Raw genomic sequence first — 18,583 nt, 5'->3', positions numbered from 1 at the left:
ACCGACGCCTACTTCTTGCGCGCCTTGCGCACCACGGTGTTCGACGGTTTGCGGGAAATCTTCTGAATGTGGGCCGGCGTGGTGCGGCCGGTGGTCGTGGTCGCCGTGTTGGTCGTACGCTGGGCCGCGCTGCGCACCGTCACCGGCAGGTACACCGTGACGGCCTGGCCGGCCTTGAAGGCGGCACCGGGCTTGACGTTGTTCCAGTCGGCCACGCTGGCCACGCTGAGCTTGTAGCGCGCCGCGATGCTGGCCACGGTCTCCTTGCGGCCGGCCTTGACCACGGCCTTGCGGTTCACGATCTCCGGCGACAGGCTCAGTTGCGCATGGTCGGCGACCTGGCCGGTCACGTCGTCCATCTTCGCCGAACGCGGCACCACCAGCGCCGAGCCGGCCTTGACCAGCATGCGCGGCGGAATGTTGTTGATGTTGCGCAGGTCGGCCTCGCTCATGCCCACCTGCTGGGCGATGGCGCTGACGCTCATCGTGGTCGGCGCGGTCCAGGCCGTCCAGCTGGCGTACTGGCCCTGGCTATAGGCTTCCAGGTTGCGGCGGAACACGTTGGCGTTGTCCCAGGGCAGCAGGATCTGCGGCGTGCCCGCGGCCAGGATCACCAGGCGATGGGCCGACGGGTTCAGCGCCTTGAAGTCTTCCAGGCTCACGTCGGCCAGCTTGGCGGCGAGCGCCACGTCGATGTCGCGCGAGATGTCCACCGACTGGAAGTAGGGATGGTTTTCGATCAGCGGCAGATCGGCGTTGAACAGTTCGGGATGGGCCACGATGTTCTTCACCGCCTGCAGCTTGGGCACGTACATGCGGGTTTCGGCCGGCATGTTGAGGTCGGCATAGCCGGTGGGCAGGCCCAGCTTCTGGTTGCGCGCAATGGCGCGGCCCACGCTGCCTTCGCCCCAGTTGTAGGCGGCCAGCGCGAGTTGCCAGTCGCCGAACATGTCGTGCAGCTTCTGCAGGTAGTCGAGCGCGGCGCGGGTCGAGGCCAGCACGTCGCGCCGGTCGTCGCGGAACACGTTCTGTCGCAGCTCGAAATAGTTGCCCGTCGCCGGCATGAACTGCCACATGCCGGCGGCCTTGGCGCTCGAGACGGCCTGGGGATTGAAGGCGCTCTCGATGTAGGGCAGCAGCGCGAGTTCGGTCGGCATGTCGCGGCGCTCGAGTTCCTCGACGATGTGGAACAGGTATTTCTTGGAGCGTTCCGTCATGCGCAGGATGTAGTCGGGCCGGGTGGCGTACCACTGTTCGCGGTCGACCACCAGGTCGCTCTCGAGGTCGGGCATGGCGAAGCCGCGGCGGATGCGCTCCCACAGGTCGGCCGGCGGCGAGAGCTGAGCCACGCCGCGCGAACTGGCCTCGGCCGCCGTGATCGGGCGCAGCCGGCCCATCGGGTATTCGGCGGTGTGGGCCTGGCCGGCCGAGGAGGTGGAGGAGGTGGAAAGGGGATCGGCCGTCTTGTCGGTCTTGTTGGCCATGTTGGCGCAGCCGGTGAGCCAAAGCAGGGCGGCCAGGCCGATGAACTGGTGAAGTTTCATGTGAATTGATTTTTCCATGTCCGCAGTGCGCCGAGCACGCCTGCTTCGTCATGGCTGGTGTTGTGGTGGTCGAACGCCCTCGCGGCCTGTTGAACGGCGGCTTCGCGGGTGCGCAGGAAAGGATTGATCTGTCGCTCCAGCCCGATGCTCGATGGCAGGGTGGGCTGGTGGCCGGCCCGCAACGCCTCGCAGCGGGCTGTGTAGTGGAGCAGTTCGGCGTTGCCGGGTTCCACTGCCCGCGCAAATTTGAGATTGCTCAGGGTGTATTCGTGGGCGCAGCATACGCGAGTGGCCGCAGGCAGGGCCGCCAGGGCACTCAACGAGGCCAGCATTTGCATGGGTGTGCCCTCGAACAGCCGGCCGCAGCCGCCGGAGAACAAGGTGTCGCCACAGAACACGGCCGGCGCGCCGCCAAGGTCGGCGCAGTAGAAGGCGATATGGCCGGCGGTATGGCCGGGCACGTCGATGACCTGGAAGTCCAGTCCCAGTGCGCTGCAGTGGTCGCCGCCCTGCAGCCGCACCAGCGGCTGCGGAATCTGCTCGCGCGCCGGGCCGTACACTTGGGCGCCGGTGGCGTCGCGCAGCGCATCCACGCCGCCCGTGTGATCGGCATGGTGGTGCGTGACTAGAATCGTGTCGAGCTGCAGGCCCCATCGTTGCAGCGCATCGAACACCGGCTGCGCGTCACCCGGGTCCACCACCAGGGCACGGCGACCGTCGTGTACCAGCCAGATGTAGTTATCCGCGAAGGCGGGCAGCGGAAGTAAGTTCATGAGCGGTCAAATTATAGGTTTGCAGGAGTGGTTTGAAACACCCCCTGGCCGCTACCTGCTGGGCTGGGAGCAGGCGCGCTTCGACGAAGCGGTGGCCGACATCTTCGGCTACCACGCGCTGCAACTCGGTCTGCCCGCGCTCGCCGGCCTGCAGAATAACCGCATGCCGCACCGCTGGCTGGCCAGCGATGCATCTTTACCCGGCCCCGCCGCGGCGCGCACCGCCCTGGTGACGGACTTCGCAGCCCTGCCTTTCGCCGAGGGCAGCCTCGACCTGGTGCTGCTGCCGCATGCACTGGAGCTCAGCCCCGACCCGCATGCCACGCTGCGCGAGGTCGAGCGCGTGCTCGTGCCCGAGGGCCGGGTGGTGGTCTGCGGCTTCAACCCGGCGAGCCTGTGGGGCATGCGCCAACGCCGCGCACGGCTGTATCGCCGGCTGGGCTTCGGCGAGCTGTATCTGCCCGACGCAGGCGAATTCATCGGCTTCTGGCGTCTGCGCGACTGGCTGAAGCTGCTCAGCTTCGAGGTTGAATCGGTGCGTTTCGGTTGCTACCGCCCTTCGGTGGCCAGCGAGGCCTGGCTCAATCGTTTCGAATGGATGGACCGCGCGGGCGAACGCTGGTGGTCGATCTTCGGCGGCGTTTATTTCATGGTGGCGGTGAAGCGGGTGCGTGGCATGCGCCTGCTCGGCGCCAATTGGAAGCCAGTCAAGGCCCGGGCCAGCGCGCCGGTGCCGGTGGCCAACCGCCAGCATCGCGCCGGTCACGGCCATGATGCGGGCTGACCATCCGGTCCTAGTGGCCGATATGGCCGATATGGCCGATATGGCCGGTATGGCCCGTGTGGCCTTGGTTTTTTTCAACAGGAAGCAGGAGTTCGTTTGACGCAAGTAGAGATTTACACCGACGGTGCGTGCAAGGGCAACCCGGGACCGGGCGGCTGGGGCGTGTGGCTGAAGTCGGGCGCGTTCGAAAAGGAGTTGTTCGGTGGCGAACTTGGCACCACCAACAACCGCATGGAGATGATGGCCGTGATCCAGGGCCTGGCGGCGCTGAAGCAGCCGTGCCAGGTCACGCTCTACCTCGACAGCCAGTACGTGCTCAAGGGCATCACGGAATGGCTGCCGGGCTGGAAGGCGCGGGGCTGGCGCACCGCGTCGAAGGAGCCCGTGAAGAACGTGGAGCTGTGGCAGCGGCTCGATGCGCTGGTCAGCGGCGGCGGCCACAAGATCGACTGGCGCTGGGTGCGTGGCCACAACGGCAACCCCGGCAACGAGCGCGCGGACATGCTGGCCAATCGCGGCGTGGACATGGCCCTGGGCCGGAGTTGAACATGGACGACACCGGTGACGCGCCGACCGCGCCCGCGCAGACCTTTCTCTGGCACGACTACGAGACCTTCGGCACCAAGGTCCGGCGTGACCGGCCCGCGCAGTTCGCAGCCATCCGTACCGATGCCGATCTCAACGAGGTCGGCGAGCCGATCATGCTGTATTGCCGGCCCGCGCCCGATTACCTGCCCGACCCGGCGTCGTGTCTGCTCACCGGCATCACGCCGCAGACCTGCCTGGAAAAAGGCATTCCCGAGCACGAGTTCGCCGCGCGCATCAACCAGGCGCTGGGCGCGCCCGGCACCATCGGCGTGGGTTACAACACCATCCGCTTCGACGACGAGATCACCCGCTTCATGTTGTGGCGCAACCTCATCGACCCGTATGCGCGCGAATGGCAGAACCACTGCGGCCGCTGGGACCTGCTCGACGTGGTGCGTACCGCCCATGCCCTGCGGCCCCAGGGCATCCAATGGCCGAAGAACGCCGAAGGCGTCACGAGTTTCCGGCTCGAACACCTGAGCGCGGCGAACGGCCTTTCGCACGAGGCGGCACACGACGCCTTGTCCGACGTGCGCGCCACAATCGCGCTGGCCCGCCTGATCCGCGACAAGCAGCCGCGGCTGTTCGAATTCTGTTTCGGCCTGCACAGGAAGGAGCGCGTGGCCGCCGAACTCGGCCTGCCGACCACGCTGCAGAACGCACGGCCTTTCCTGCACGTCTCGGGCATGTTCGGCGTCGAACGCGGCTGCCTGGCGCTGATGTGGCCGCTGGCCATGCATCCGACCAACCGCAACGAGCTCATCGCGTGGGATCTGGCCTTCGACCCGGGTGAATTGGGCCGCTTGCGTGCCGAGGACATCCGGCTGCGGCTGTTCAGCAAGGCCGAGGACCTGCCCGAAGGCGTGACGCGCCTGCCGGTGAAGACCGTGCACCTGAACAAGTCGCCGATGGTGGTGGGCAACCTGAAGACGCTGTCGGCCGAAATGGCGGCGCGCTGGGGGATCGACGTCGCCAGGCAACTGCGGCATGGCGAGATCGCTGCGGCGCTGCCCGACATGAGTGCCATCTGGCCCGAGGTGTTCCAGAGGCCGGCCGAGGCGCACCGCGCGGACATCGACGAAGACCTGTATGGCGGTTTCCCCACGCCCGACGACCGGCGGCGGCTCGACCGCCTGCGCAGCCTGTCGCCCGAACAGTTGGCCGCCGCGCGCAGCAGTTTCGACGACACGCGGCTCGAGGAGTTGGTTTTCCGCTACCGGGCGCGCAATTTCCCCGCGAGCCTGTCGGAGCAGGAGCGGGGGCGGTGGCTTGAGCACTGTGCCATTCGGCTTTTCGACGGAGCCGACGGCGCGCGCACCCTCGAGGCTTTCTTCGCGCAGATCGATGCGCTTTCGGAGGAGGCCGACGAACGTGGTGAAGAAGTGCTGGGCGCGTTGTACGACTACGCGGATGCGATCGCGCCCGAGCGGGATTGACCCATTTCGTATACGTGTGAACGAAGGTAACTCCGTGATTGCGGACTTTTATCGCACGCCCATTCTTAATTAAGACCTTGGACGGCACGAGTTATCGGTTAGCCCGACAATTGCTGCACTGCAGCAAATCGGGTTAATTAATTAATGCGCAAAAATCTAGGCAGCTTGTGGCTGAAAAGTTTCAAGCGCATCAGCAAGGTCCAGCAGCGGCAAGGCACGGCGCTGCTGCGCAGCCTGCTCGGCGCGCCCGCACCGGCCAAGCGCAAAAGCGAAGGCACGGTGAAAAAGGTGCTCAAATCGATCGGCCTGCTGCAGGCGCCGACGGCGTCACGCGCCGCCGTGCGCAGCACCCCTGCGTCCAAGCGCCGCGCCGTCACGGGCGAAAAGGCCGCGAAGGCGATCAAGAGCCCGGCTGCCCGCGGCGCGGTCAAGCCCGCGGCCGGCCACGGCCAATGGCTGCGCTCCTACCATCTCGAGCCGTCTGGCGGCCTGGCAACGCCGCCGCGACGCATGGACTACTGGATGTTCGTGCCCACGCGCGCGCTGGCGGACCGGCACAAGCCGATGCCGCTGGTGGTGATGCTGCACGGCTGCACCCAGACGGCAGCGGAGTTCGCCCAGGGCACCCGCATGAACGCGCTGGCGCAGCGCAAGGGCTTTGCCGTGTTGTACCCGCAGCAACTGGCCTCGGTGGACAACAACCGCTGCTGGCACTGGCATCTGCGCGCGACTCAGCAGGGCGGCGGCGAGGTGCGCTGGGTGGTGGGCGCGATCCACAAGGTGATGCGTACGCTGCCCATCGACGCCAGCCGCGTCTACATCGCCGGGCTGTCGGCGGGCGCCGCGCTGGCGCAGATCGTGGCCTTGCGCCATCCGCAGCTGATTGCGGCCGTGGGCCTGCACTCGGCGCCGGTCTTCGGTACGGTGGATTCGCGCATGGGTGCGTTTTCAGCGATGCAGCACGGCTCGAGCCACAGCCTGGCGCACGCCGTGCACGACATGGCGCTGTCCCCCGAATTCCCCCGCATGCCCGCAATCCTGCTGCAGGGCGATGCCGACAAGGTGGTGCGTTCGGTCAACCTGATGCAGCTCGCGCAGCAGTTTCGGCTGGTGAATCACATCGACGATGCAGCGCAAGAGCCGGTGCCGCACGAATTCGCAGAGCGCCTGACGGGCCGCAGTCCCCGCCATGCGTACCAGGTCCTCGACTACAGCCTGGGCCGTTCCACCCTGGTCCGCGTGTGCCGCATCAAGGGACTCGACCACGCCTGGAGCGGCGGCGATGCACAGTTCCGTTTCAATGCCGCGCCAGGGCCGGATGCGAGTCTCATGATGTGGAACTTCTTTCAGATGCACCGCCGGGTCGATAGCAAGTAGCGTTCCACGCGGACAATGTCGGTCGAATCCGACAAGGCTTCGGGTTGAAACAGAGCTTGTGCTGAATGGCCGTCCCTCCATAATGGGCTCCGTCCAAGGAGGGGTCGCGATGCACAGCATGGATGGTCCGGCACAAGGTCTCGAATCGGCTCTCAGGCCTTCCGGCGGCCGGCGGCTGCATGTCTGGCCGGTGGCGGTCTGCGCCGCCATGTGCGGGGCTTCGGCGCTTGCCGACGGCGATGGTGGCGGCAGCGCGACCGTGACCGCTGCCAGCGGCCTGCCCCCGCCCGCTTTCGAAATCGCCTCCAGCACGGCGACGGGCAGTGCGAATCTCGGCAATTCCAACACCACGCGTCTCGAGATCAATACCTGGAGCCGCCCGGCCGCGCAGCCGGCGCTGGGCCTGGCTGTCGGTGTCGATACACCCCCCGCCAATTGGACCGGCAACCGCGCCCAGTCATCGATCGACGTCGGCGTGCGTTGGCGCTCGGCACCGGTGAACCAGCGGCGCATCGACGTCGTGGCCTTTCGCCGCATCAGCCAACCGAACCAGCCGCAGGACGCCTACACCCTGATCCAGAACGCGGATCAGCCGATCTATTCGGCCCGGGTCGAAATGCAGTTCAAGAGTGCGAAGTTCGGCGGTCTCACGCCCGAATTCGGCGCGATCGGGATGCAGCTGGATGGCGGCGGCAAGGTGGTGCTGCGCAGCAAACGCGGCGGGCCGATGGTGTACTACCGCTCCAGCTTCTGAAGCTACGCCTTGCCCGGCGTGGCCACGCCCAGCAACTGGTGCAGCCGGGGCGAGGTGGTGGTGTATTGCAGCAGCGTGCGCCGCTCCGGGAACACGATGGCCACGGCGCCGAAGGCCGCCAGCACACATTCATGGAAACCGCAGACGATGAGCTTCTTCTTGCCGGGATAGGTGTTGATGTCGCCCACGGCGAAGATGCCCGGCTCGCTGGTGGCGAAACGCTCGGTGTCCACCTCGAGTTGCTTGCGCGCCATGGCCAGGCCCCAGTCGGCCACCGGCCCGAGCCGGGGCGACAAGCCCTGGAACACCAGCAGGCGGTCGGCCGGCAGAACGTGCAATTGCGCGTCCACGTCGGAGACGTGCACGGCCGAGAGGCGGCTTTCGCCGGCTTCCACACGCGTGTCGAACCCGATGATCTGCCCGACGCGGAAAGCCATCTGGCCGGCCTCGCACAGCGCCTGCATCTCGGCCAGGGCCGCGGCACCGGCCTGCAACACGTCGCGGCGGTGCAGCAGCGTGACGCTGCCCAGGCCACGCGAGGCGAGGTCGAGGGCGCACTGCAGCGCGGCTTCGTCACCGCCCACGACCACCACGTCCCGGCCCGTCAGGTCTTCCGCCGGTGACCCATGGTAGAAAAGGTCGCGGCCTTCGAGGGTCGCGATGCCGTCGACCCTGAGCCGCCGCGGCTGGAAGGCGCCGACGCCGGCCGCGATGAACACCGTCTTGCTGAGAAACGTCTTGCCGCGCGAGGTGCCGAGCAGGAAACGGCCGTCGGCCTGGCGCGCCAGGCTCGCGACTTCTTCACCCAGATGGAACACCGGCTCGAACGGCGCGGCCTGCCGCATCAGGGACGCGACCAGTTCGCGCCCGGTCGTGGCCGGCACGGCAGGAATGTCGTAGATGGGTTTGTCGGGGTACAGCTCGATACATTGGCCGCCCGCATAGGGCAGCGCATCGATCACGTGGGCCTTGATCTCCAGCAGGCCGAGCTGGAAGACCTGGAACAGGCCGACCGGGCCGGCGCCGATGACGACGGCATCGGTTTCGATCGGAGCCGGCGCGCTCATTTTCAGCGGATCAGCGCGGCGAGCTTGCCCGTCTTGTCCTTGAAGTCATCCGCGTCCGGCAGGGCCGGCTTGCGCTTGGTGATGCTCTTCCAGCCATCGGCGCGCGCGAGTTCGGCGTTGAGCTGGATGAAGGCGAGTTGGTCCGGCGGCAGGTCTTCCTCGGCGAAGATGGCATTCGCCGGGCATTCGGGGATGCAGACCGCGCAGTCGATGCATTCGTCCGGGTCGATCACCAGCATGTTCGGGCCTTCGCGGAAGCAGTCCACGGGGCAGACATCCACACAGTCGGTGTATTTGCACTGGATGCAGGATTCGGAGACGACGTGGGTCATGGTATTTGCAAAGGTAAGAACAGGGGAAACCCGTGATTTTAAAGCCTGTCGCCGAGGATGCGGCCGGCGCTCAACGCACCAGCACCGCGCCCGCGGTCTTGTTGCTCGCCGTATCGACGAGCACGAGCGCGCCAAGCGAGCGCGATTGCAGGTAGGGCAGGGTGGCGATCGGTTCCTGCAGCGCGAGCTCGACGTGGCCGATGGCGTTCGGCGGCAGCTCGGTGGCGTCTTCCTCGGCCAGGGTGTTGATGTTGAGCCGGTGCACGATGCGTTTCACCTTGGCCTTGACCCAGCGGTGGCCGTGCAGCGCCCAGTAGACGCGGCCGGCGACCAGCGGCTCGTCGTCGAGCCAGGCGACCGTGGCAGAGAGTTCGCGCTGCGCCTCGAAATTCCCGCTCGCCAGCAGCCAGTCGCCGCGCGACACATCGACCTCGCGGTCGAGCACGATGCCGGCGCTGTGACTGGCCGACACGTTGCCCGGGCGCCGCGCGTGGTCCAGCACCTGGGCCACTGTGGCCGTCTGGCCGCTCGGCAGAATGCGGATTTCCTGGCCTGGCTGCACGGCGCCTGTGGCGACGCGGCCCCAGAACACGCGGCGGCCCTGCGAGGTGTCCGCGCTCGACGAAAACTTCTCCACCCACTGCACCGGGAAGGCGAACGGCTGGTCCACTTCGGCCGGGGTGCCGGGCAATTGTTCGAGGATCTGCAGCAGCGTCGGGCCGCTGTAGCCGCACCAGTCGGGCAGGTCCGCATGGCCGGCCTCGACCACGTTCCAGCCCTTCAGCGCCGAGACCGGCACGATGGCTTCGACGGGGATGCCGGCGGCCGTGGCGAACTTTCTCAGCGCGCCCGAGATGTTGGCAAAGGCCAGCGTGGAATCTTCCACCGCGTCGAGCTTGTTCACCGCGAAGACGATGCTCGGCACGCGCAGCAGGTTGCACAGCAGCGAATGGCGGCGCGTCTGCGGCAGCAGTTCGAGCGCGGCGTTCTTCCAGTCGAGCTTGGTCGCATCGACCAGCACCACGGCGGCGTCGGCGCTGCTTGCGGCGGTGACCATGTTGCGCGTGTACTGCTCATGGCCCGGCGCATCGCCGATGATGAACTTGCGATCTTCGGTGTTGAAGTAGCGGTAGGCGACGTCGATGGTGATGCCTTGCTCGCGCTCGGCGGAGAGGCCGTCGGTCAGCAGCGCCAGATCGGTTTCGCCCTGGCGTTGTACGCCGGCCAGATGGTCCTGCAGCACGGCCTTGGTGTCCACCAGCAGGCGGCCAATCAGCGTGCTCTTGCCGTCGTCCACCGATCCGCAGGTGATGAATTTCAAGGCAGAAAGTGCCGTAGCGCCCGTGATATCTGCGGGAGTAGCTATGGAAATGGTAGCGTTTGTCATATTCTCAATCGTCAAAGGACAAGCGTGTCTGATTCCAGGGACACCGCGGAACCGGCTTTGCCGGGCCGCTGGTGTCGCCCCATGCAAGGGGGTGGGCGCGACACGCAGTGCGCAACCTGGGGGTGTTCAAAAATATCCGTCTTTTTTACGTTTTTCCATGGACGCCTCTGAGGTCTTGTCGTCCATGCGCGTCGCACCGCGTTCGCTCACGTCGGCGGCGAGCGTCTCGATCACCACGTCGCCGGGCGTCGCGGCAAAGCTTTCCACCGGACAGGTGCAGGTGATGTCGCCCACGGTGCGGAAGCGCACGTCGCGTTGCTCCGCGGTTTCGCCGGCCTTGAGCGGCGTGAGTTCGGTCACCGGCACGAGCAGGCCCTTGCGTTCCACCACTTCGCGCTTGTGGGTGTAGTACAGCGAGGGCAGGGCGATGTTCTCGCGCTCGATGTATTGCCACACGTCGAGTTCGGTCCAGTTGCTGATCGGGAACACGCGGAAGTGTTCGCCGGGCTGCAGCCGGGTGTTGAACAGCGTCCACAGTTCGGGCCGCTGGGCCTTGGGCTGCCATTGGCCGAAGCTGTCGCGGTGGCTGAAGATGCGCTCCTTGGCGCGGGCCTTTTCCTCGTCGCGGCGCGCGCCGCCGATGAGCGCGTCGAAGCGGAATTCCTCGATGGCTTCGAGCAGCGTCACCGACTGGTGCACGTTGCGCGATTCGCCCGGATGCGCCAGGCGCACCGTGCCGCGCTTCATCGAATCCTCGACGTTGCGCACGATGAGTTCGGCGCCGAGCTCCTTGGCGCGGAAGTCGCGGAAGTCGGTCACCTCATGGAAGTTGTGGCCGGTGTCGATCATCAGCAGCGGATAGGGGATGCGGCCGACGCCGAAGGCCTTCTCGGCGCACTTGAGCAGCACCAGCGAATCCTTGCCGCCGGAGAACAGCAGCGTGGGCCGTTCGAACACGGCGGCCACCTCGCGCAGGATGAAGATGGTTTCCTCCTCGAGCGCGTCGAGGTGGGCGTTGCTCAGGTGGTGTTCGGCGGATTGCAGCACGGCGTGGTCGGTCAGGGCGTTCATGGGTGGGGTCAAGGTCAGTGGACCTCAGTGGGCAAGATGCAGGCCGCACTCGCGGTTGTCTTCGCCCTTGGTGGGGTCCACGTAGTCGAAGTTGTTGGGCAGGCCGTGGGTTTCGCAGTATTCGTGCAGTTCCTTGGACGACCAGTGCAGCAGCGGCGCGACCTTGATCAACCCGTCGGGGTTGATGCTCACCGGGTCCATCTGGGCGCGCACGGCGGTGTCGGTGGCGCGCAGTGCGGTGAACCAGACCTTGGGTGCCATCTCGCGCAGTGCGCGCGCAAAAGGCTCCAGCTTCACTTCTTCGGTGAAGGCGGCATGGCGCGGATCGTCCAGCGCCGGCGTCGGGCCGTCCACGGCCTCGCGGTGCGCACGCGAGCGGCGCGGCAAGTACACCTTGAGGTTCAGCTTGAGCCGTTCGGTCACTTCATCCACGAAGCGGTAGGTGGCCTCGGTGTTGTAGCCGTTGTCCATCCAGACCACCGGCACGTCGGGCTTCACTTGCGTGACCAGGTGCAGGATGACCGCCTCGAACGGGCGGAAGTTGGTGGTGACGATGGCAGGCTGGCGCAAACCCAGCGCCCAGTCCACCAGTGCGGGGGCGTTGCGGCCGAGTTCGGCGTTGATGCGGGCGAGGTCGAAGGATGACATGGTTCTCTCTCGGGATGTTCAGGCCGAATGCTGGCGTTCGAGCTCGCCGGCGTAGGCGGCCGCGTCCGGGCCGAGCGTGCTGGCGGGTTCGGCGAAATGCGGCACCACATGCACGGCGTCGCCCTGGTAGAAGCCCTTGTAGCGGTCGAACTGGCGCTGCGCGGCGCTCGCGTCCACGCCTTCGCGCAGCACGGCCACGTCGAAGCCGCTGCGCTGCATCTGCACCAGCTGGTCGATCAGCACGTCGCCGGTGGCGCGGATCTCGCCCTGGAAACCCAGGCGGCGGCGCAGCAGGAAAGCCTGGCTGAAGGCGCGGCCGTCGGTGAACTTGGGGAAGTTCAGGTCGATGCGCGACACGCCTTCCAGCGGCACCGTGCGGGGATCCACGTCGTTGGCCAGGGAAATGGCATCTTTTTGGCCTTCCGCAGGGGCGGTATGGGCGGCGAATGCTATCAATTTCATATCGTTTTCCTCAGGCGGCCGTGGCGGCTTGCGGCGCGGCGCGGCCGGTGCTGGTGCGGGCGGCGTTCGCGGCCTGCTTGAAGGGGTCGTGGCCGACGCGGCGCAACGTGTCGATGAAGGTCTCGGCCTTGTCACCGGCGCTCTGGCGCACGCTGCGGTAGGTGTCGAGCACGGCTTCGATGACTTCGGGCACTTCGGCCGCCGCGAACGACGGGCCGACCACCTTGCCGGCACCGGCGGCGCCGCTGAGGTCGGAGCCATCCGAGCCGCCGAGCGTCACCTGGTACCACTCCTGGCCGTCCTTGTCGACGCCGAGGATGCCGATGTGGGCGCTATGGTGGTGGCCGCAGGAATTGATGCAGCCGCTCATGTGCACGTCGATCTCGCCGAGGTCGTGCAATTCGTCCAGGTCCTGGTAACGCTGGCTGATGGCCTCCGAGATGGGCAGCGAACGCGCATTGGCCAGCGCGCAGAAATCGCCGCCGGGGCAGACGATCATGTCGGTCAGCAGGCGCACGTTGGCCTTGGCCAGGCCGGCCGCGTGGGCTTCGGCGTACAGCGCGGGCAATTCGTCGGCGCGCACCCAGGGCAGCACCAGGTTCTGGTCGTGCGTGACGCGGGCCTCGCCGGCGCTGTAGCGGTCGGCCAGATCGGCGGCGATGTCGAGCTGTTCGCCGGTCGCGTCGCCGGGCGAATAACCCAGCCGCTTGAACGACAGCGTGACGCAGCGCAGCGCCGGGTTCTTGTGCGGCGCCACGTTGCGGGCGAGCCAGCGCGGGTAGTTGGTGTCAGCCGGGTCGATGGTCGGGATCGGCATGGCCGACAGGGGCAGGGTACCGACGCGGCTGGCCGGCACCACGAAGCTGGCCGAGACGCGGTCGAGTTCCTGCTGGCTGATGGTGTGCGGCGCGCCGTCGTGCGTCAGGATCTGCTGGTATTCGGCTTCCACCTCGTCGATGTAGCGCTGGCCCTCGGCCTTCACCAGGATCTTGATGCGGGCCTTGTAGATGTTGTCTCGGCGGCCCCAACGGTTGTACACGCGGACCACGGCTTCCAGGTAGTTGAGGATCTGGTTCCAGGGCAGGAACTCGCGGATCACCGTGCCGACCACCGGCGTGCGGCCCATGCCGCCGCCCACCATGACGCGAAAGCCGATCTCGCCGGCTTCATTTTTGAGCACATGCAGGCCGACGTCGTGCCAGGCCGTGGCGGCGCGGTCGTCGGTGGCGCCGGTGATGGCAATCTTGAACTTGCGCGGCAGGAACGCGAATTCGGGGTGCAGCGTGCTCCATTGCCGGATGATCTCGGCCAGCGGCCGCGGATCGGCCACTTCGTCGATGGCCACGCCAGCGCGTTCGTCGCTGGTGGTGTTGCGGATGCAGTTGCCGCTGGTCTGGATGCCGTGCATGTTGACGCTGGCCAAGAGGTCCATCACGTCGGCGCTCTTGTCCAGTGGAATCCAGTTGAACTGCACGTTCTGGCGCGTGGTGAAGTGGGCGCAGCGGCTGGGCAGGCTCTTCAGGTCGGAGAGGCCGGGGTTGGCCTTGGACAGGTCGTTGTCTTCCTTGTGGTCGTAGTCGCGCGCGATGGTGGCCAGGACACGCAGTTGCGCGCTGTTCAGTTCGCCATACGGCACGGCGATGCGCAGCATCGGGGCGAAGCGTTGCACGTACCAGCCGTTTTGCAGGCGCAGGGGGCGGAATTCCTCCTCGGCCAGCTTGCCGGCCTGCCAGCGCTCCAGCTGGTCGCGGAACTGGCTGGCGCGCGAACGCACGAACTGCTTGTCGAACTCGGTGTATTGGTACATCTTGTGGTCAGGTTTTCATCGATGGGATGCGGTGCGCGCCTGGCTGGCGCCGCCGCCCCGATTTTTACAAAGCAATCAATTTCGTGCCGGCATAGGCCAGCAGCAGGGACAGGATCGAGCGGATCAGGCGCTCCGGCGTCTTGCGCATGAGTTGGGAGCCGATCCAGATGCCGGGCAGCGAGCCCAGCAACAGCTTGGCCAGCAACGCCCATTCGACCGAGCCGATCGACGCATGGCCCAGGCCGGCGACCAGGGTCAGCGGCACGGCATGGGCAATGTCGGCGGCCACGATGCGCGGCAGCGGAAGCGCCGGATACAGCAGCATCAGCACCAGCACGCCAATCGCGCCCGCACCGACGGAAGTGAGTGTAACCAGCGCACCGATGACCGCGCCGAACAACACCGGCAAGGCCTTGTGGCGGGGCTTCGCGTCGGCCGCGCGGTTCAGGGTCTGGCGCGGGCCCGCCTTGCCGAGCACGGCCTTGTACAAGGTGGCGACGGCGGTCAGCAGCAGGGCCACGCCCAGCGTGGTGGTCATCGCCATCTGCACGGCTGGGTCGGCCGGGCCGACGCGGTTGAGGATGTACAGGGTGATCAGCGAAGCCGGAATGCTGCCGCAGGCCATCAGCAGCATGACGGGCCAGTCGATGACGCGGGCGCGGGCGAGCGCCACCGAGCCGCCCATCTTGGTGAAGGCGGCGAACAGCAGGTCGGTGCCGATGGCCAGGTGCGGCTTCACGCCGAAGAAGAAGATCAGCAACGGGGTCATCAGCGAACCACCGCCGACGCCCGTGAGGCCGACCACGAAGCCCACAAAAAAGCCGGCCAGAACAAACGCGATATCGTGCATGGCCGCGACTATAAAAGCCGCGCTTATAAAACCAAACTACTTATTCGTTACACCAATATGCGCATATGCATATTTGGAATTTGTTGGTTCACGCCTTTTCCAGCGGTGGCGCCACGCCGTATTTCTCGGCCCAGGGCGCGAGCGACGGCATGATCGACGGATACAGGTCCACGCCTCCACGCAGCTGCGTGTCTGACAGCTTCAGGCCACCTTCACCGGGCGTGCGCACCGGTTTCTCGGGGTTGGCGGGCCTGGATGCGCGGCAGCGGTCGGTCACGGTGTCCATCTGGCGCGTGAAGGCATCCAGGCCGGCGAAGGCGCGCGGATCGATGATCTGCAGGAACACCGTGGCGCCCCAGCCTTCCTTGGCATCGGCACGTCCATGGCCGGCCAGGCCGCCGGTCAGAGCCTCGACCAGCAGGGTCAGGCCGTAGCCCTTGTGGCCGGAATCCATGCCGCCCAGCGGCAGGATCGTGCCCTTGGGTTCCTGGAACAACACGGCCGGGTCGGTGCTGGGCTGGCCATGGCCGTCCATCACCCAAGCCGCAGGCAGTTGCCGGCCTTCCTTGTGCAGCCGGTTGGTCAGGCCGTTGGTGGTGGCCGATGTCGATACGTCCATCAGCACCGGCAGCGTGGAGGTGGGAATGCCTGCCGAGATCGGGTTCGGCGTGAACACCGCGTCGAGGCCGCCGAACGGCGCCACGCTTTCGCCGTTCGGGTCGGAGCAGGTCAGCACCATCAGCAGACCCTGGTCGGTGGCGCGCTTCAGGAAGGCCGCCAGGCAGGCGATATGGTGGCTGCGCCGGATCACCACGGTGCAGGTGCCCAGCCGCGCGGCGCGCTCGGAGGCCAGGGCCATGGCCTTCAGCACCAGCCAGGGGCCGGGCAGGCGGCGGCCATCCCAGGTGATGGCGGCGTCATGGTCGGCGAGCACGGTCGGCTCGCCGTCCTTGGTCATCGCGCCGGACTGCAATTCGGCCAGATAAGGCGCGAGCAGCCCCAGGCCATGCGTGTTGTGGCCGAGCAGATCGCCTTCGAGCAGGATTTCGGCCACGGCGCCCGCCTTGTCGGCATCGAGGCCGGCGCCGGCTAACAAGGCATTGGCATAGCGCAGCAGTTCTTGGGATGGATAGGGCATGGTTGTCTCTTCGTTGTGAAATGGATGGGCCGTGCCGCCGGCCGGTTCAGGCCTCGAGCAGGCCGGCGCAGGCTTCTTCGACGGCCTTGATCCAGGCCTGCAGCGCCGCAGGGTAACCTTCTTCGGGCCCGAGCGCCCAGCGCCGCAGTGCCTGGCGCTCCATGGCGCGCACCTGCCAGGCGAGTTCGCGGCAGATGAGCGAGAGTTCCATCGCCAGCAGGCCGCCGCTCAGACTATCTTCGTCCAGGCTGGCGAGTTGCTCTGCCGAGGCGCCGGCTTCCATCAGGGTGCGGCGGATGTCGGCGCAGCGTTCGCCGATGAAGGCCAGACTGGCACGGCGCGCGGGCGAAAGGGTTGGCGCCTGCGCCAGCGCACTCGGCCAGACGGCGAGGGCCTGTTCGATCGTGCCCAGCCGCGCCACGGGCTCGGCCACCAGCATCATGCCTGCAGGATCGGCTTGTGCCTCCTCCTCCGCGGTGTGCTGCAGCAGTGGCAGGAGGCGGTTGACCAGGCTGGCGTCGTAGCGTTGGCGGCTGGTGCGCAGCAGCACCGAAAGCCGCAGTTCGGCGTGCCGGCGGGTGGGCTTGGCCAACGCGGCGACCACCTGGGCCAGCGAGAGGATCCGTCCCCAGGGACTGATGGCGGCGCCGGCCAGTCCGCTCGGGTAGCCGGAACCATCCAGCACTTCATGGTGCTCGCGCACCGCGCGGATCAGCTCCTTCGGATACTCGTGATGACGCTCCAGAAGCAGGGCCGAAACCAGCGGATGGGAATAGAGCTGGCGGCGCTGCTGACGGCTGATGCTCTGCTTCGGATCAAGCAGCACCCGGTCGATGTGCAGCATGCCCAGGTCGTGCAGCAGCCCCGCAGCGGCCAGCATCGACAGGTCGTAACGCGCCGCCATGTCGCGCTGGCCGAGCCAGGCGGCCGTCAGCGCGGTGGCCACGAAATAACGGAACTGCTCGGGATGCACGTCGCGTGCGACGGTGAGCTGGAAGGCCACGGGCGCAGGCAACGGCACGGTTTCGATGAGATCGAGCAGCAAGGTGCGGTCCGCCGGTCTGGCGGCCATGCGCGCAAACAGGGGCTGCTCGGCGATCAGCGCCTCGGCGGTGGCGCGCAAGGCCTTGCCGTTGACCGCGGATTCGACCTGCATCGACTGCTCCAGCGGCGTGTTGGTCTTGTGCTGCATCAGCCGCTCGTAGAGCTTGGCGGTGACCGGGACGCCCTGGTCGATGATCTTCACGCCCTGCGCGCTGTAGATCGCGGTGGCGGTGATGAGTTGGTTCTTTTCGCCGAGTTGAGCGACCGCGCTGGAGAAGTGCCGGGGGTCCGTGGCTGTTTCTGGCATGACCCTGTTTGTAACACAAGGAAAGCATGGTCGAGCGGCTGCGGCGTGCCTTATCGATGCTTCACCGGTACCTTCCAACTCGCCCTTTTGCGGGATGATGGCGGCATGTCCCATTCCTCCCCATCGCCGCTCCGCGTGGCCCTCGTCGGTTACGGCAATGCCGGCCGCATCTTCCATGCGCCCCTGGTCTCCGGCGTGCCCGGCCTGGTGCTGGCCTGCATCGTCAGCAGCAAACCCGAGGCCGTGGCCGCTGACTGGCCCGGCGTGCGCACCGTGGCCACGCCGCAGCAGGCTTTTGCCGATGCCGACATCGACCTGGTCGTCATCGCCACCGGCAACGGCAGCCACCATCCGCTGGCCAAGGCCGCGCTGCTGGCCGGCAAGCATGTGGTGGTCGACAAGCCTTTCACCGTGTCGCTGGCCGAGGCCGAGGACCTGCTGGCGGTGGCGCGCGCGCAGCAGCGCGTGGTGACGGTGTTCCAGAACCGGCGCTGGGACGCCGATTTCCTCGCGTTGCGCCAGGTGCTGGCCAGCGGCCAGCTCGGACGCGTCGTGTTTTTCGAGTCGCATTTCGACCGCTACCGGCCCGAGGTGCCCAACCGCTGGCGCGACGACGACCTGCCGGGCTCGGGCCTGTGGTTCGACCTGGGTGCGCACTTGGTCGACCAGGCATTGCAGCTGTTCGGTTGCCCCGACGATCTGCAACTCGACCTGGCCCGGCAGCGCGACGGCGCGCGCACCAACGACTACTTCCATGCCCAGCTGCGCTACGGCAGCCGCGACCCGGCGTTGCGCGTCGTGCTGCACGCCAGCGCACTGGTGCCCGCGCTCGGTCCGCGCTTCGTGGTGCACGGCACGCTGGGCTCCTTCGTCAAATATGGGCTGGATCCGCAGGAGGATGCACTCAAGGCCGGCGGGCGGCCGCACTGGGGCGCGCTCGAGGGCTGGGGCCGCGATCTGCAGGTCGGGCAGGTCGTGCGGCATGTGGATGGGCAGGCCCGGGCCGAGGCCGCGCCCGACGTGGCAGGCAACTACCTGGCTTTCTACGCCCAGCTGTTGGCGCATCTGCGCGGGCAGGGCCCGGTGCCGGTCAGCGCCGCCGAGGCGCACCGGGTGATGGCCTTGCTGAGCCGGGGCGAGCTCAGTGCGCGCCAGGGGCGTCGGATTGACACGACGGATCTGAGCCCGGGCTAAGGTCATCCAAGGGTAATAGG

General features: G+C 67.0%; 18 protein-coding genes. 6 read left to right on the top strand and 12 right to left on the bottom strand.

All coding sequences use genetic code 11. The features are described 5' to 3' along the window. Nucleotides 1–8: 8 nt before the first annotated feature. Both RD110_RS15205 and gloB read right to left on the bottom strand, forming a co-directional pair. Nucleotides 9–1,544: a transglycosylase SLT domain-containing protein gene (locus RD110_RS15205; protein ID WP_083686291.1), complete on the bottom strand. Its 1,536-nt coding sequence runs from the start codon at nt 1,542–1,544 to the stop codon at nt 9–11. After that, complete coding sequence (gene gloB, locus RD110_RS15200) at nt 1,541–2,317, bottom strand: hydroxyacylglutathione hydrolase (protein WP_076200252.1); 777 nt, start codon at nt 2,315–2,317, stop codon at nt 1,541–1,543. Before gloB ends, RD110_RS15205 begins: the two co-directional genes overlap by 4 nt. On the opposite strand from gloB, the gene RD110_RS15195 reads away from it, so the two are divergent. From RD110_RS15195 to RD110_RS15175, 5 genes are all read left to right on the top strand, one after another. Further along, nucleotides 2,316–3,101, top strand: coding sequence for a class I SAM-dependent methyltransferase (locus tag RD110_RS15195; RefSeq protein ID WP_204249975.1), 786 nt, complete (start codon nt 2,316–2,318; stop codon nt 3,099–3,101). The two genes, gloB and RD110_RS15195, sit on opposite strands and share 2 nt — an antisense overlap. Nucleotides 3,102–3,197: 96 nt before the next feature. Further along, complete coding sequence (gene rnhA / locus RD110_RS15190) at nt 3,198–3,647, top strand: ribonuclease HI (protein WP_076200250.1); 450 nt, start codon at nt 3,198–3,200, stop codon at nt 3,645–3,647. Nucleotides 3,648–3,649: 2 nt separating this feature from the next. Then, a complete protein-coding gene (sbcB, locus tag RD110_RS15185; protein WP_076200249.1) occupies nt 3,650–5,125 on the top strand; it encodes an exodeoxyribonuclease I in 1,476 nt (491 codons plus the stop codon). 144 nt (nt 5,126–5,269) lie between these two features. Next, on the top strand, nt 5,270–6,502 hold the full coding sequence (locus RD110_RS15180; RefSeq protein WP_239467046.1) for an extracellular catalytic domain type 1 short-chain-length polyhydroxyalkanoate depolymerase: 1,233 nt from the start codon (nt 5,270–5,272) through the stop codon (nt 6,500–6,502). 109 nt (nt 6,503–6,611) lie between these two features. Further along, a complete protein-coding gene (locus tag RD110_RS15175; protein WP_157900197.1) occupies nt 6,612–7,256 on the top strand; it encodes a hypothetical protein in 645 nt (214 codons plus the stop codon). 2 nt (nt 7,257–7,258) lie between these two features. Here RD110_RS15175 and RD110_RS15170 read toward each other — a convergent pair whose 3' ends face one another. The 10 genes from RD110_RS15170 to RD110_RS28005 form a co-directional block, all read right to left on the bottom strand. Next, nucleotides 7,259–8,323, bottom strand: coding sequence for an NAD(P)/FAD-dependent oxidoreductase (locus tag RD110_RS15170; protein ID WP_076200247.1), 1,065 nt, complete (start codon nt 8,321–8,323; stop codon nt 7,259–7,261). A gap of 2 nt (nt 8,324–8,325) precedes the next feature. Beyond that, entirely contained in the window at nt 8,326–8,655 is a 330-nt protein-coding gene (gene fdxA, locus RD110_RS15165) for a ferredoxin FdxA (protein ID WP_076200246.1), read from the bottom strand. Nucleotides 8,656–8,725: 70 nt separating this feature from the next. After that, nucleotides 8,726–10,042: a sulfate adenylyltransferase subunit 1 gene (locus RD110_RS15160; protein WP_076200245.1), complete on the bottom strand. Its 1,317-nt coding sequence runs from the start codon at nt 10,040–10,042 to the stop codon at nt 8,726–8,728. A gap of 126 nt (nt 10,043–10,168) precedes the next feature. Then, entirely contained in the window at nt 10,169–11,113 is a 945-nt protein-coding gene (gene cysD, locus RD110_RS15155) for a sulfate adenylyltransferase subunit CysD (protein ID WP_076200244.1), read from the bottom strand. 24 nt (nt 11,114–11,137) lie between these two features. Then, complete coding sequence (locus RD110_RS15150) at nt 11,138–11,761, bottom strand: phosphoadenosine phosphosulfate reductase domain-containing protein (protein WP_076200243.1); 624 nt, start codon at nt 11,759–11,761, stop codon at nt 11,138–11,140. 18 nt (nt 11,762–11,779) lie between these two features. After that, nucleotides 11,780–12,223, bottom strand: coding sequence for a DUF934 domain-containing protein (locus RD110_RS15145; RefSeq protein WP_076200242.1), 444 nt, complete (start codon nt 12,221–12,223; stop codon nt 11,780–11,782). A 10-nt stretch (nt 12,224–12,233) separates the two neighbouring features. Further along, nucleotides 12,234–14,030 carry a nitrite/sulfite reductase gene (locus tag RD110_RS15140; RefSeq protein WP_076200241.1) on the bottom strand — a complete coding sequence of 599 codons (1,797 nt, stop codon included), beginning with the start codon at nt 14,028–14,030 and terminating at the stop codon, nt 12,234–12,236. Between the two features lie 64 nt (nt 14,031–14,094). Further along, nucleotides 14,095–14,880 carry a sulfite exporter TauE/SafE family protein gene (locus RD110_RS15135; RefSeq protein WP_076200240.1) on the bottom strand — a complete coding sequence of 262 codons (786 nt, stop codon included), beginning with the start codon at nt 14,878–14,880 and terminating at the stop codon, nt 14,095–14,097. A gap of 88 nt (nt 14,881–14,968) precedes the next feature. Beyond that, the gene (locus RD110_RS15130) at nt 14,969–16,018 is read right to left on the bottom strand and encodes an Ldh family oxidoreductase (protein WP_076200239.1); all 1,050 of its coding nucleotides are present in this window, start codon (nt 16,016–16,018) and stop codon (nt 14,969–14,971) included. A 46-nt stretch (nt 16,019–16,064) separates the two neighbouring features. Then, on the bottom strand, nt 16,065–17,369 hold the full coding sequence (locus RD110_RS28005; RefSeq protein ID WP_076200238.1) for an HD-GYP domain-containing protein: 1,305 nt from the start codon (nt 17,367–17,369) through the stop codon (nt 16,065–16,067). 105 nt (nt 17,370–17,474) lie between these two features. Between RD110_RS28005 and RD110_RS28000 the strand changes: the two genes are divergently transcribed. After that, entirely contained in the window at nt 17,475–18,563 is a 1,089-nt protein-coding gene (locus tag RD110_RS28000) for an oxidoreductase (protein WP_076200237.1), read from the top strand. Nucleotides 18,564–18,583: the final 20 nt, after the last annotated feature.

This window comes from Rhodoferax koreense (assembly GCF_001955695.1).
In the GTDB taxonomy this organism is placed as follows: domain Bacteria; phylum Pseudomonadota; class Gammaproteobacteria; order Burkholderiales; family Burkholderiaceae_C; genus Rhodoferax_B; species Rhodoferax_B koreensis.
The sequence above is the reverse complement of the archived record's forward strand: the minus strand, read 5'-3'. Positions and strand labels throughout refer to the sequence as shown.

Coding starts and splice junctions, on each gene's coding strand:
- RD110_RS15205 (WP_083686291.1), bottom strand. CDS start 1,544: ATGAAACTTCACCAGTTCATCGGCCTGGCCGCCCTGCTTTGGCTCACC.
- RD110_RS15195 (WP_204249975.1), top strand. CDS start 2,316: ATGAGCGGTCAAATTATAGGTTTGCAGGAGTGGTTTGAAACACCCCCT.
- gloB (WP_076200252.1), bottom strand. CDS start 2,317: ATGAACTTACTTCCGCTGCCCGCCTTCGCGGATAACTACATCTGGCTG.
- sbcB (WP_076200249.1), top strand. CDS start 3,650: ATGGACGACACCGGTGACGCGCCGACCGCGCCCGCGCAGACCTTTCTC.
- RD110_RS15180 (WP_239467046.1), top strand. CDS start 5,270: ATGCGCAAAAATCTAGGCAGCTTGTGGCTGAAAAGTTTCAAGCGCATC.
- RD110_RS15175 (WP_157900197.1), top strand. CDS start 6,612: ATGCACAGCATGGATGGTCCGGCACAAGGTCTCGAATCGGCTCTCAGG.
- RD110_RS15170 (WP_076200247.1), bottom strand. CDS start 8,323: ATGAGCGCGCCGGCTCCGATCGAAACCGATGCCGTCGTCATCGGCGCC.
- fdxA (WP_076200246.1), bottom strand. CDS start 8,655: ATGACCCACGTCGTCTCCGAATCCTGCATCCAGTGCAAATACACCGAC.
- RD110_RS15160 (WP_076200245.1), bottom strand. CDS start 10,042: ATGACAAACGCTACCATTTCCATAGCTACTCCCGCAGATATCACGGGC.
- cysD (WP_076200244.1), bottom strand. CDS start 11,113: ATGAACGCCCTGACCGACCACGCCGTGCTGCAATCCGCCGAACACCAC.
- RD110_RS15150 (WP_076200243.1), bottom strand. CDS start 11,761: ATGTCATCCTTCGACCTCGCCCGCATCAACGCCGAACTCGGCCGCAAC.
- RD110_RS15145 (WP_076200242.1), bottom strand. CDS start 12,223: ATGAAATTGATAGCATTCGCCGCCCATACCGCCCCTGCGGAAGGCCAA.
- RD110_RS15140 (WP_076200241.1), bottom strand. CDS start 14,030: ATGTACCAATACACCGAGTTCGACAAGCAGTTCGTGCGTTCGCGCGCC.
- RD110_RS15135 (WP_076200240.1), bottom strand. CDS start 14,880: ATGCACGATATCGCGTTTGTTCTGGCCGGCTTTTTTGTGGGCTTCGTG.
- RD110_RS15130 (WP_076200239.1), bottom strand. CDS start 16,018: ATGCCCTATCCATCCCAAGAACTGCTGCGCTATGCCAATGCCTTGTTA.
- RD110_RS28005 (WP_076200238.1), bottom strand. CDS start 17,369: ATGCCAGAAACAGCCACGGACCCCCGGCACTTCTCCAGCGCGGTCGCT.
- RD110_RS28000 (WP_076200237.1), top strand. CDS start 17,475: ATGTCCCATTCCTCCCCATCGCCGCTCCGCGTGGCCCTCGTCGGTTAC.